The 13,509-nt window shown below is 35.9% G+C and carries 12 protein-coding genes; 6 read left to right on the forward strand and 6 right to left on the reverse strand.

All coding sequences use genetic code 11. The features are described 5' to 3' along the window. Nucleotides 1-139 precede the first annotated feature (139 nt). Nucleotides 140-1,312 (forward strand): glycosyltransferase family 4 protein, encoded by a 1,173-nt coding sequence (locus ACFCT9_RS07150; RefSeq protein WP_412518130.1) that lies wholly within the window; start codon nt 140-142, stop codon nt 1,310-1,312. A 111-nt stretch (nt 1,313-1,423) separates the two neighbouring features. Here ACFCT9_RS07150 and ACFCT9_RS07155 read toward each other — a convergent pair whose 3' ends face one another. After that, nucleotides 1,424-3,025: an L-lactate permease gene (locus ACFCT9_RS07155; RefSeq protein ID WP_412518132.1), complete on the reverse strand. Its 1,602-nt coding sequence runs from the start codon at nt 3,023-3,025 to the stop codon at nt 1,424-1,426. A 328-nt stretch (nt 3,026-3,353) separates the two neighbouring features. Here ACFCT9_RS07155 and ACFCT9_RS07160 point away from each other — a divergent pair, with 328 nt between their 5' ends. Beyond that, the gene (locus ACFCT9_RS07160; protein ID WP_412518133.1) at nt 3,354-5,072 is read left to right on the forward strand and encodes a CDP-glycerol glycerophosphotransferase family protein; all 1,719 of its coding nucleotides are present in this window, start codon (nt 3,354-3,356) and stop codon (nt 5,070-5,072) included. A 96-nt stretch (nt 5,073-5,168) separates the two neighbouring features. On the opposite strand, the gene ACFCT9_RS07165 is transcribed toward ACFCT9_RS07160, so the two are convergent. Continuing rightward, on the reverse strand, nt 5,169-5,936 hold the full coding sequence (locus ACFCT9_RS07165) for a hypothetical protein (RefSeq protein ID WP_412518135.1): 768 nt from the start codon (nt 5,934-5,936) through the stop codon (nt 5,169-5,171). 222 nt (nt 5,937-6,158) lie between these two features. Here ACFCT9_RS07165 and ACFCT9_RS07170 point away from each other — a divergent pair, with 222 nt between their 5' ends. Both ACFCT9_RS07170 and ACFCT9_RS07175 read left to right on the forward strand, forming a co-directional pair. Continuing rightward, nucleotides 6,159-7,157 (forward strand): acryloyl-CoA reductase, encoded by a 999-nt coding sequence (locus tag ACFCT9_RS07170; protein ID WP_412518137.1) that lies wholly within the window; start codon nt 6,159-6,161, stop codon nt 7,155-7,157. A gap of 167 nt (nt 7,158-7,324) precedes the next feature. Further along, nucleotides 7,325-8,683: a sugar porter family MFS transporter gene (locus ACFCT9_RS07175; protein WP_412518139.1), complete on the forward strand. Its 1,359-nt coding sequence runs from the start codon at nt 7,325-7,327 to the stop codon at nt 8,681-8,683. 180 nt (nt 8,684-8,863) lie between these two features. On the opposite strand, the gene ACFCT9_RS07180 is transcribed toward ACFCT9_RS07175, so the two are convergent. Together ACFCT9_RS07180 and ACFCT9_RS07185 are read right to left on the reverse strand one after the other, a co-directional pair. Next, a complete protein-coding gene (locus ACFCT9_RS07180) occupies nt 8,864-9,304 on the reverse strand; it encodes a DUF2871 domain-containing protein (protein WP_412518140.1) in 441 nt (146 codons plus the stop codon). Nucleotides 9,305-9,396: 92 nt separating this feature from the next. Next, complete coding sequence (locus tag ACFCT9_RS07185; RefSeq protein ID WP_412518142.1) at nt 9,397-9,843, reverse strand: MarR family winged helix-turn-helix transcriptional regulator; 447 nt, start codon at nt 9,841-9,843, stop codon at nt 9,397-9,399. Between the two features lie 163 nt (nt 9,844-10,006). Between ACFCT9_RS07185 and ACFCT9_RS07190 the strand changes: the two genes are divergently transcribed. Beyond that, entirely contained in the window at nt 10,007-10,942 is a 936-nt protein-coding gene (locus ACFCT9_RS07190) for a magnesium transporter CorA family protein (RefSeq protein ID WP_412518144.1), read from the forward strand. Nucleotides 10,943-11,011: 69 nt separating this feature from the next. Here the strand turns inward: ACFCT9_RS07190 and ACFCT9_RS07195 are convergent, their stop codons facing one another. Next, on the reverse strand, nt 11,012-11,575 hold the full coding sequence (locus ACFCT9_RS07195) for a TIGR00730 family Rossman fold protein (protein ID WP_412518146.1): 564 nt from the start codon (nt 11,573-11,575) through the stop codon (nt 11,012-11,014). Between the two features lie 121 nt (nt 11,576-11,696). Here ACFCT9_RS07195 and ACFCT9_RS07200 point away from each other — a divergent pair, with 121 nt between their 5' ends. Further along, nucleotides 11,697-12,035, forward strand: a complete 339-nt coding sequence (locus ACFCT9_RS07200) for a DUF4889 domain-containing protein (RefSeq protein WP_412518148.1) — start codon at nt 11,697-11,699, stop codon at nt 12,033-12,035. A gap of 118 nt (nt 12,036-12,153) precedes the next feature. Here ACFCT9_RS07200 and ACFCT9_RS07205 read toward each other — a convergent pair whose 3' ends face one another. Continuing rightward, nucleotides 12,154-13,431 (reverse strand): cation:dicarboxylate symporter family transporter, encoded by a 1,278-nt coding sequence (locus tag ACFCT9_RS07205; RefSeq protein WP_412518150.1) that lies wholly within the window; start codon nt 13,429-13,431, stop codon nt 12,154-12,156. Nucleotides 13,432-13,509: the final 78 nt, after the last annotated feature.

Here is a 13,509-nt window from a genome sequence, read left to right on the forward strand (position 1 = left end):
GGAAGGTACGTAAACTCTAAAATGAATTGTAGTTTTTGATAAGTATCTATTAAAAATAGGTTGTAAAGCGCGGACCTTTTTTGGCTTGGATTGAACTATGCTATAATTAAACAGAACTATATGGGAGGGGTGACATCACGTGAAATCTATCACTTTTTTAATGCACAACATTTATGCTATGGGCGGTACAGTCAAGGCCGTCACGCAACTCGCAAACGTGTTGGCAGTGAAAGGACATAATGTAGAAATTATCTCAGTTTTTAAAGGAAGCAAGGCTCCTTATTTCAAATTACATCAAGATATAAAAGTTAAAGCATTGGTCGATTATAATCTTCATCCTAACAACTTGATAGATATCTTGACGAATCGTATTCGCAAATGGACGCCATTCCTCAAACCACAGTTGATTACGCAAAATGAACCGGGTTTATCTCAATTCTCAAGTCACGTGGAAAAGAAAATCGTCCACGCGATTCAAAACGTTGAAACAGATGTCTTAGTCGGCACACGTGCCAGCTATAATATTCTGCTTGCAGACTATGCACCAGAAACGGTCTTAACGGTGGGTATGGAACATATGAACTGGGGTGCTTACACAAAAAATTATCAACAAGAAATCAAATCTGCTTACGACAAATTAGATCGTATTACCGTCTTAACAGAAGCAGATCGTAAAGCATTTAAATCCATTATCAATACCCCTGTGTATGTCGTTCCGAATATGATGAATGAACCACGTATTGAAATTCCGAAGAAACCGCAGATTATTGCGGCTGGCAGATTAGAATACGAAAAAGGCTTCGACCTATTATTACGCAGTGTGGAATTAATTCAAGACAGTTTACGTGAAATGAACTTTTCTGTACATATTTATGGCGATGGCCAACAAAAACATGACTTAGAAGAGTTTATTACACAACATCAATTAAAAGATATTGTTCAGCTCTATCCTGCGACAATGCATCTGCCACTGCGTTTAGCTGAAAGCATGATTACTGTCGTGCCATCACGTAATGAAGGCTTTGGCTTAGTTATTTTAGAAGCTATGAATCAAGGCAGTATTGTAATCAGCTATAAAGGGAATACAGGACCTGAAACTTTAATACAAAACAATCGTAATGGATTCTTAGCTGAATACCAAAATATTTCCGCCCTTTCAGAACACATTTTAAATGTTATGTCTGCCCCCCCTTCTGAACAAGGTAAAATTATCGAAAATGCTTTTGCTACTGTTGAAAAGTATTCTGCAGACAGTGTGTATCAAGATTTTGCGAAAGCATTGGTATCAATTGAAAATACGCAATCAAATTAAAAAACCAAAAGTAATATAAAGTATAAAGAAACGGAGCCGATATCATTCGGCTCCGCTTCTTTATATTCAATTATTTCTTTCGTTGCTTTTTAAAATATAATTTCGCTACCCTTACATAATTAAAGATAGAATTAATGTCCATACACAGATGAAGATTAAAATACCAACACTATAACGTAATGACATTTTTAAGAGTTCTGATTCTTTACCGACTTGTTTAACAGCTGCTGTGGCAATCGCAATGGATTGTGGAGAAATAATTTTCGCTGCTACCCCACCGACTGTATTTGCGGCTACTAATAAGCCACCGCTGACACCGATTTGACTTGCTACTGAAGCTTGAATTGGTGTGAACAATGAGTTGTTGTTTACAACTGAACCTGTCATAAATACGCCGATCCAACCTAATACTGGTGATAGTAATGGGAAGATGCCGCCTGCTTTTGAGATACCTTGTCCCATTGCCGCACTTAATCCGCCATATGTTGTTAATTTTGAAACGGCTAAGATGAAGCAGATAGTTACAACTGAAATCCATAATTCTTTAAATGTTTCACCTAATAATAAGAATGCATCTTTAAAACTTGTTGTTTTAGACATCAATACTGTAATGATAATTGTTAATAAAATAGCTGTACCAGTATAACCAAAGATGTTCATGTTTAAAACAATTGCTTTCTTAGTTACTTCACTAAATGTTCCCGGTACTGTAAGTTTTGTTGCTAAGAAGCTTAATGGTTTGCCTGGTAAGAATAATCCTTTAAAAAACGGCATGCTCCAACAAACAATTAATACAGTTAAGATTGCGAATGGGCTCCAAGCATAAATGATTTCTTTAACTGATAATTTTCTTACGACTGGAGGCGCAACATCTTTTTGGATACGGAAAATATTTTTAGGTTTCACTTTTTGACTCATGAAGGCTAACGCACCCATTGCTGCTAATGGCGGGATAACGTCTGCCAATTCTGGACCTTGGAAATAAGTGAGAACACCTTGAATACCTGTATAAACAATTGAAACTACTAAGATAAACGGTAATGTTTCTTTAATACCTTTAAAACCATCAATAATAAAGACTAATAAAAATGGTACAAAGAAGTTGATAAATACTAATGTTAATGTTGAATACGCTGAAACTTCATGTGCAGTAATACCGCCGTGTAAATTCAAAGTATCAATAACCGCAACAGGTAAACCAATTGCCCCGAATGCACCTGCCGCAGAGTTAGCAACTAAACATAACATCGCTGCTTGTAAGGGTTTAAAACCAAGATAAATTAATAAAATCGCACAAATTGCAATCGGTACACCGAAACCTGCAACCCCTTCTAAGAACGCGTTAAAACAAAATCCGATTAATAATAACTGTACACGTTGGTCCTGAGAAACCGTCGTAATACTGTCTTGAATCATACTGAATTGGCCTGTTTTTGTTGATAATTTATAAAGCCAAACTGCCATAATTACGATATAACCAATTGGGAACCAACCTTGGAAGAACCCTTCGATAACCGCCCCAGTGGCCATCATACCAGGAAGTTTAAATATGAATACTGCAACAACTAATGTGACGATTAATGTTGTTAATGCAGCATAAATACCTTTCATTTTAAAGATTGTCAAACATAGCAAGAATAAAATAATAGGGACCCCAGCTACGAGACTCGAAATAAGTAAATTGTGAAATGGATCAAATGATGGTACTAGCATTTCTGTCGCTTCTTTCTTTAATTTATTTTCATGAATGAATTTGTTGTCATGGTAAATCTTTTTATTGTGATTATTTTCACATATAATATAACACGTATTTTTAAGCTGTTCAATTACTTTTTGATGTTTTTTTCAAACTGTTTTTCGATTTAAAACCCTTACATACCAATGTATACGCTTACATCGAATATAACTATCACTCATCTGTATTAGTCAAAAGCAAAATTATAATAGTACAGTTAAATAAATGATGTATACGTCTTGTCATTCACAGTTTGCGGTCAAAATGTTAAAATATAGTTTAATATAATTAAACTGAGGTCATAATATGAAAATATTAACAACAGAATATCAATCAAATGAAAAAATGCGCATGAACCTCGAAGAAGCTTTAACAAAAGGTTATACGCACTTTATTCCATCTGATTTAAATATAGATATTTATCCTGATCAAATAGAAGTATTGAAACAACATGAAACTCACAATTCGATTGTTGTGGATTACACCATCGATCAGTATTATCAAAATGATTGTCGTTATTTCGGCAACAAAACTATTAACTTTAATTCATGGATGAACAACATTAATCATTTTCCAAATCTTATTTTCAACATCCAACAAGTATTAGACATCATCGATGAAGCACATTATGAAACAGCTTTTGATTTAGCAGTTGGCCTATTATTAAATCAAACCGTTGAAACAAACGGTCATGTTGTCTTTGACTTCAAACATACGATACGTACATCTCAGGGATTTTATCAAAGTATCAAACAACAATCATTGAATAGCGTTACGCAATTCAATCTCAATAAATTAGCTTACCTGCATCACCATAAACCACCATTCAAATTCCGTGACTTAGCATTGCCTGAGCCTCAACGCTTTGTAGATACATTATTATGGAAGACACGTTTCATGCTGCCGCATTTTGTGACACGTTCTGTACTAAATCGCAGTATAGAAAAACATCAGAGTATGAGTAATATTTATGAGAAACAAACTGCAGAATTAAATGGTACGGTTGTCTTCTTAGGCTTTGATTACGGCTTTAGAGGTAATTCACGTTATCTATTCAATTACTTTGCCAAACATTACTCTAAATATCCTGCCTTCTTTATTACGAATGATGCGACAGGACCACACTTTGTTTCACCTGAACATGAAGAAGCACAAGAACTAATTGAAAATGCAGAAGTGGTCGTTGCTGAAAGTTATATTCCTGATCACATCAAACCAAAAGGTAAGATTATTCAGTTGTGGCATGGAACACCTTTAAAACAATTATTCTTAGATAGCTTAGAGCCACATCAAAACAAAGAAATTTATAATTATCGTGCACGTAAATACAACAAATGGCTCCATCAGAATTACTTTATTTGCGATAGCTCACATGCAGCCAATCTCTTTAAATCAGCTTTTCCAATGCAATTTACAGAAGTCGTTGCTTGCGGTTATCCACGTGTACGCTTCCTATTAGAAAAGCAGAAAGAACGTCCCTATGTTCACTACATGAAACAACAATTGAAGCTCGACCCTAATAAACCGACATTGCTTTACTTGCCGACTTGGAAAACAGATCCACAAGCAGATGATCACTTCCCGATCACTGATACTTTATTAGAACATTATAATGTCGTTTATCGCGGGCATATCGAAAGTAACGCAGCTGAAACCCATTTGCCTAAAACGGTGATTCAACCTACTGCACAAATTGAAACACAAGATTTGTTACTCGCTTGTGATGTATTAGTAAGCGACTATTCATCAGTTGTTTTTGATGCATTGACAATAGATAAACCCGTTGCGCTTTATACCCCTAACTTGGAACACTATCAAGCGGAACGCGGCTTATATCAATCAGTATGGGAAGATTTCAATCAAGTAACCTATCGAGACGCTGAAGCTTTAACACAAGCACTTATTAAACAAGAGCTTCCGCATATTGACAGCCAATATATTAATCGTGACAATCACTCATTTGAAACCATCGCAAGTTTGATTGTGCAACACTTACCAAAGCGTCAAAAGAAACGTAAAATCTAATATATAAAATAAAAAAGGCTCAACACGAAAATGTGCTGAGCCTTTCTTATTGTCATTCAATGATTAAAACCTTCGTATTTAATAGTAGCTAAATACTTATTGGCCTGCTTGATAAGCTGGATCTAAGATTGCAGGTTGACCTTGTTGATTCACTCTCACCAATGCATATGTGCCTGGTTGCGATTGATTTTTGAAACTGAAAATGTATGAATAACTGCCGTTACCATTATCTTCAACACCGAAATCATTATATGGATTTGTTTGTCCATTTAATTGATTAACTTCATTTTGTGCTGTTTGTAGAGATTGAGGGAAGTTCGGCAATACTTTTAATGTAGATTGATTCACTTGTGCTTGACCAATCGTTTGAGCTGCTGGTACCGCATTTTGACTTTGGTATGGTGCTACATAACCTGTTTGATTGGCACCTTGGTTTGATGCTTGGTTAGCATTTGATTGATTAGATGTTGGTTGTGTTGCTTGTTGGTTTGCATTGTTGCCTTGTGCATTATTGGCACTTGATGTTTGAGAAGCTTGTTGATTGTTATTTGATTGTTCTGAAGATGCATTTTGATTGCTTTCACTGTCCGATGCAGTTGTTGATTGTGATTTATCTTGTTGCGCTTTGTCATTACTTTGTTCATCACTATTTGCTTGATCATTATTTTGTTTTTCTTTGTCTTTATTGCTGTCTTTATCTTTGTTGCTTTCTTTGTCTTGTTTCTTTTCTTTGTCTTGATTAGACTTGCTTTCTTGTGTTGTTTGATCTTTGTCTTTGTTTTCGTCTTCTTTCTTGTTGTCATCATTTCCACAAGCTGCTAATACTAAAGATAACGTTAAAACGCCTGCAAATAACTTCTTCATTTCGTTCTCCTCCTTGAGTGGCTTTCAATCTTTTAAATGTATTATCCCTTATCCTATACACTTTCATTATATTCTATAAACATCAAAATTGTAAAAATTCTTTTAAGAAAATATTTTTATGATGCTCATTTATCATTTGTCACAGCAACCTGTTTGGCTGTTCAGCCTACTTCATGTTACTATCGTTTTAGTTTACTTATTGGAAAGGTTGGTTGGTTATAAATGCCTAATACATTTAAAGCCTATTATGCAGAAAGAAAAGACAAACAGGTGCATACGCAACTAAAAGAATTACCTATAGATACAATAGTTGAGGGGGATATATTAATTAAAGTGGCTTACTCAAGCATCAACTTTAAAGATGCTTTAGCAGCTAAAAAAGGTGCAGGTGTCGTTAAAAATTATCCGATTATTCCTGGTATCGATTTAGCAGGTACAGTCGTTGAATCAGGTTCTTCTGCTTATAAAGAAGGAGATCACGTGATTGCGACGAGTTATGATTTAGGCGTATCACATCATGGGGGTCTAAGTGAATACGCACGTGTAAAAGAAGAATGGATCGTACCGCTTCCTAAAGACTTAACATTAGAAGAAGCTATGATTTACGGCACTGCAGGATACACCGCAGCGTTAGCCATTCAAAAATTAGAAGATAATGGTTTAACTGTTGAAGGCTCTCCTGTACTTGTGCGCGGCGCAAGTGGCGGTGTCGGCAGTTTAGCGGTAATGATGTTAAGCACTATCGGCTACAAAGTTATCGCAAGTACTGGCAATGACGCCAATACAGATTACCTGAAATCTATCGGCGCAAAAGAAGTGGTTCCTCGTGTTGAAGATACAACAGACAAGCCACTAGATAAAAGAGAATGGCAAGCAGTTATTGACCCTGTTGGAGGCAAAAATGTCGGGGATATTGTAAAACGCCTTCAAAATAGAGGCAGTATTGCGTTAATCGGCAACACAGCCGGCCTAGCATTTGAAACGACTGTATTACCTTTCATCTTACGCGGTAATAGTATTTTAGGTGTAGATTCAGCAGAAACGCCGATGAAATTACGCAGACAGATTTGGCGCCGATTAGCGACAGATTTAAAACCAGAATCACTTCATTCTATTAAACATGTTATTGACTTTAAAGATGTACCAGAGGCAATGGATCACATGTTGAACAATCAAAGTACTGGTCGTTATGTTGTGAAAATCGACGAAAATATCGACTAATCATAGCACAGACAACTCTTATTTCAGAGTTGTCTTTTTTTACTATAATGAAAATTACATTTAATTTCCTTTTACTTTATTGTACGAGTTGTATTTTATTGATATTTACTTTAATTTTATGAAAGCGTATACTTGATTTACAATCAAAATAACCAGGAGGACGCATTATGAGTAAAACGTTTAACAAAAACCTCATCTTTTTCATAGGTGCACTAGGCGGATTACTATATGGCTATGATATGGGTATCATTTCAGGTGCTTTATTGTATATTCCAGATGAAATTCCGCTGACAGGCGCAACACAAGGCTTTGTCGTTTCAGCCATGCTGATTGGTGCCATCGTCGGTTCAGGTTTAAGCGGACCGTCATCAGATAAATTAGGCCGACGCCGTGTTGTCTTTATCATTGCGATTATTTACATCATTGGTGCCTTAGCTTTAGCACTTGCACCTAACTTGACTATGCTGATTATCGGTCGTTTAATTATCGGTTTAGCTGTCGGTGGTTCTACAGCCATTGTACCGGTCTACTTATCAGAAATGGCTCCGACAGAATCACGCGGTTCATTAAGTTCATTGAACCAATTAATGATTACGATTGGTATTCTTGCCTCTTATTTAACAGGTTACGCTTTCGCAGGTATCGAAGGTTGGAGATGGATGCTTGGTCTTGCGGTAGTCCCTTCTGTCATCTTATTAATCGGTGTTTTCTTTATGCCGGAAAGTCCAAGATGGCTGCTTGAACACCGCGGTGAAAATGCGGCACGTAAAGTGATGGCTTTAACGTTCCCTAAAAATGAGATTGACCATGAAATCGCTGAAATGAAAGAAATCAACGCGATTTCAGAAAGTACATGGAACGTCTTAAAATCACCATGGTTACGTCCAACCATCATTATCGGTTGTGTCTTTGCCTTATTCCAACAAATTATTGGTATTAACGCGATTATCTACTACGCGCCAACGATTTTCGTCAAAGCAGGTTTAGGCGACTCTGCTTCTATCTTAGGCTCTGTCGGTATCGGTACGGTCAACGTCCTTGTGACGATTGTCGCAATTATGATTATTGATAAAGTCGACCGTAAGAAATTATTAGTCATTGGTAATATCGGTATGGTCTCATCATTAGTCATTATGGCCTTATTGATTTGGATGATGGGTATTCAATCATCTGCTTGGATCAGCATTGTCTGCCTTACAATCTTTATTATTTTCTTCGGCTTCTCTTGGGGTCCTGTCTTATGGGTGATGTTGCCAGAACTATTCCCAATGCGTGCACGTGGTGCCGCAACAGGTATCGCCGCATTAACACTTTCAATCGGAAGTTTAGCAGTGGCGCAATTCTTCCCAATGTTGACTGATGTCTTACCAACACATGGGGTCTTCTTAATCTTCGCAGTGATTGGTGTCTTCGCACTCATCTTCGTGGTGAAATATTTACCAGAAACTAGAGGACGCAGTTTAGAAGAAATCGAAGCAGAATTACGTGAACGTACTTCCGCAACTACACCAGACTTAAATAAATAAGCATGAATATTTAAAGGGATGTCCTCTCATATCTTGAGAAGACATCCCCTTTTTTCGTCTTGTATTTTATAAACGTTAACTCAAAGTGCTTCAAATTCTGTACACTTTAATGATTTAAGCAACTTGTTTAATAAATAAAGAGACACAACATCAACGCTGTGTCTCTCATAAAATTAAGCTTTACAGTTTTTTATTGTGGTTTGTATGTCCTTCAATGGGATGTGTTAAAATTGCTTTTTTCAATAAGAAGAACAAGATAATAAAACCGGCTGATAACGTCATATGCCCAAGTCCTGCAATACCTGCGATTCCTGGTGAGATACTTGCGCCAGTCACTTGCATTGTCCCTTTAATGCCTTGTAGTGTGACTGTCACAATCAAGCCGATATTATAAACATAGTAGAACCAGTTAAATAAATAGTATTTACTGATTGAGAACAGTTTTTCAAACACTAATAAAATCAAGAACATAAACATACCTAACATTAATACGTGAGTATGCACAATCGCAAGTTGCGTTTTTCCTGTAAATTCAAACGCTTTGGTTAATTCACGGTAATACACACCTGCGAGTAAACCTATAATTGTATAAGTTAAAAATGTATACAAAATTCTTTTCATAACCATAATCCTCCTTTTCGCATCACTCTATATTATAACTGAGCGTGATACATTCAGAAAGCATCGCGCCATTTTTCATGAATTATACACAACTAGAATGCCTCATCTTCTTCATTTAAAGCACTTAAATTATCTTTCATCTTTAACAAGATTTCTTTTAGCGCTGCTTGGTCTGCTTTAGGAATATCTAGAAATAAGGTCGCTTCTACTTCATCTAAAATATCGATAATTTCTCTAACATCTTTTTTCGCCACCGCAGTTAAGCTGACATCCTTTTTTCGTGTATCATTTTTATCACTGATACGTTCTATTAAATTTTTCTTTTCTAAACTTCTTAATGCGCTGCTTACCGTCGGCCCTTTACGATTAAAAATATGAATTAAATCATTTTGCGGAATGACACCTGTATCGCTCTCATATATGTAGCGTAATGTTTGCGCTTGTTCTAATGTAATGCCGTATGAATGAAGTAATTGGTCTGCTTTTACTTTCATTTCATTTGTGATCATACGCAATAAGTATTGGATTGTCGTTGCCATAGGTCGCATCTCTCCTTATTTAGACTACACAAATCATCAAATTATGGTACTATAATTAAGCACATACCAAATGAATCAAGCACTGCGTTCTCTATAGTTTAAACGTAAACGATAGAATTTAAACCTTACCTGTTTGATTTATGCACAGAAAGGAAGCTTCAGAATGATTACTGCTTATAAACATAATGTTCATCAAGATATTCATACCACTTCCTTAGAGGAAGCTTTATGGATTAATATTACCGAGCCCTCGAGAGAAGAAGTAGAGTCTTTAATTGAGCGTTTTAATATTCCAGAAGACTTCTTAAAAGACCCCTTGGATTCAGATGAAAGTGCACGTGTTGAATACGATGACGAAACTGATTATTCATTAATTATCATCGACTTTCCAATCGTCAATAACACGAACAATAAAATTATTTCTTTCATGACTATTCCATTGGGGATTATTATTGGTCATAGACGCATTATTACGATTTGCGATCATGATGTTGATTTCTTAGATCATTTTGCGAAATCAAATCAAAATCTGCATTATCGCAGTCAATTTGCGTTGAATATCTTATTAACGATTTCAAACCATTATAACCGTAATTTGCGTTTATTAAATAAATCAAGATTACGTATCGAACGTGAATTAAAAAAACACGTCACAAACAAACAACTTTATAATCTGATGGAAGTTGAAAAAAGTTTGGTTTATTTCCTAGCTGCACTTAAAGGAAATGAAGATGTTTTCAAAAAACTATTCAAATTGCCGCCGATTAAACGATTTGAAGAAGACGAAGACTTAATTGAAGACTTATATGTCGAAACCAACCAAGCCATCGAAACGACAGAGCTGCATACGCGTATCCTAGAAAGTATCACAACTTCTTATGAGTCTTTACTTTCAAATGATATGAACAATATCATGAAGACATTGACACTCTTTACTGTCTTCTTGACATTGCCGACATTGGTATTTAGTTTCTTCGGTATGAACGTACCTTTACCGCTCAATGATCACAGTCCAACGTCATGGATTGCGACATTAGGTATCTCTATGATTATCATTGCCATTGTTTTCTTATTGTTATGGCGTAAAGGTAAAATTTGAAATCACTTCACACAAAATGATAGACATCATGTATCAAAGTAATCATTATTTTGATACATGATGTCTATTTTATTTATATTGGCGTGCTTGTGGTGGCTGGTAGTCTCTTATGAAGTTTTCTAATATATTAAAATCATCCGTAAAGAGCATTAAATCTCTATCGGCCTGACTTAAGAATCCTTCTTCAACCATTTGATCATAAAATGCTTCAATTTTGTCATAGTAGCCATTCACATTCCAAAAAATACATGGATTCGGGTTTTGACCAATTCTTGCCCATGAAACCATTTCAGTTATTTCTTCTAATGTTCCTGGTCCGCCAGGCAAAGCTAAACAAGCATCACCTTTATCTAACATCGCTGCTTTACGCTCTGCCATTGTATCCACAATAAGCAGTTCATCTAAACCTTGATGTGCGATTTCTTTTTCTTCTAAGAATTTAGGCATCACACCAATCACATGGCCGTGATGTTGTTTAATCGTATCCGCTAAATGCCCCATCAAACCGACATTACCGCCACCATAAACTAAACCATATTGGTGTTGTGCCATCCATGTTCCTAATGCTTCTGCGGCTTTTAAATAGACTGGATTTTGCCCAGTGCTTGCGCCGCAATAAACTATAATATGCATGCTTACCGCTCCTTTTTGACTCAATATCCACATTATAACAAACTTTGTTCATCTATAATTCATTGCTTTTCTTATCATTTTTCGGTATATCTATTAAGAGAGAAAGAAAGGAGTTTCCTATATGAAAAAGAATGGTAAAGCATTAGGTCTGTCATTGATTGCGCTCTTAACGATCGTATGTATCGTATTAGTGATTATGATTTTATCTTCAGGCAAGAAAGAAACATACTACGGTATTATGAAAGATAATCAAACGGTTGAAAAGATGGTCAGTGAAAAGGACAATCATATTGAAAAGAATATTAACATTGAATCAGATGATCAATTTAAGCCTAAAAAAGGCGATTTTGTAGTGCTTGTGAAAAAAGAAGGCACTGACGAATTTAGTAAGAAAAAAGTAGTCGAACATGACGATATACCACACGGTTTAATGATGAAGATTCACGATATGCATCATTAGGCAAATGAAAAACACCGACGTTTTTACGCCGGTGTTTTTCATTTATCTTACTCTTGTTATGTCAGAAAATTTAAATTTAGAGTCAGGTTTAAATAACCTCTCTATACATGTGTATTGCTTAAATAGATTTTAAATAGTCTTCAGATTTTTGTTTGTCGAAGACATTTTCCCATTTCGCAATAACGACTGTTGATAATGCGTTACCTACTACGTTAACGCATGTACGAACCATATCTAAGATACGGTCCACACCGATGATTAATGCAAGACCAGCTGCTGGTAAGCCCATAGAACCTAATGTTGTTAAAAGTACAACGATTGACGTTCCTGGCACCGCTGCCATACCTTTTGATGTAATCATCAATGTAAAGATTAATACGAGTTGTTCACCTAAACTTAAGTGAATGCCATACATTTGCGCAACAAACAATGCGGCGATGGATTGATACAATGCTGAACCATCCAAGTTGAATGTGTAGCCGATTGGAATTACAAATGATGTCACGTCTCTTGGTGAACCGAAGTTTTCCATTTTTTTCATCATAACTGGCAATACTGCTTCTGAACTTGAAGTAGAGAATGCCAATAGAATTTCACTTTTCAATACTTTTATAATATCAAATACACTGATGCCGCATAATTTCGCTACAATACCTAATACCACTACTACGAAGAAGACCATTGCGCCAATAACAACAGCCACAAGTTTCAACAGTGGAATCAATGCTGAAGCACCAAATGTCATAATTGTTACACAAATAAATGCGAAGACGCCTAGAGGCGCGAGTTTCAAGATTTTATTGATCATCCAGAATGTCGCTTCTAACACTCCGTTTAAGAACGCTTTAACAGGCTCTCCTTTTTCTCCGATAGCTGCGATTCCTAATCCAAAGAAGACAGCGAAGAAGATAATCGGAAGCAATTCGCCTTTAGCTAATGCTTCGAAAAAGTTCGTCGGAATGATATTAACAATGGTATCAATAAAATGATTGCCATATGTAGAATGTTCAGCTGCATGTGCTGATGATTCATATTTAGTAATATCACCTTTCGGTAATTTGTTCGGATCTAGTCCCGTCCCCGGTTTAAAGATATTCGCGAACAAAACACCTAATGCTATTGCGATCGTTGTAATCACTTCAAAGTAAATGATTGTTTTAAGTCCATAGCGTCCAACTGTTTTAGATTCACCTACACCTGAAATAGATAAGGCAAGCGAACAGAAAACGACTGGAATTACAATCATTTTAATTAAGTTTAAAAATATATCACCAAGCGGTTGAATATAATTCGCGATGTCTTTTTGTCCATAAAGCAATAGTCCTACAACAACACCAAGAACAAGCGCGATCATAACCTGCACTGGTAAACTTATTTTTCTCTTAAATATAGCCATTGATGCATCTCCCCTTTTTCTGACATTGTTTAATTATATCAGAAAAAAAATAATTAGGATAGAAAAATTTAAAACTTC

The sequence above is a fragment of the Staphylococcus simulans genome (genome assembly GCF_047037175.1).
Taxonomy (GTDB): Bacteria; Bacillota; Bacilli; order Staphylococcales; family Staphylococcaceae; genus Staphylococcus; species Staphylococcus simulans_C.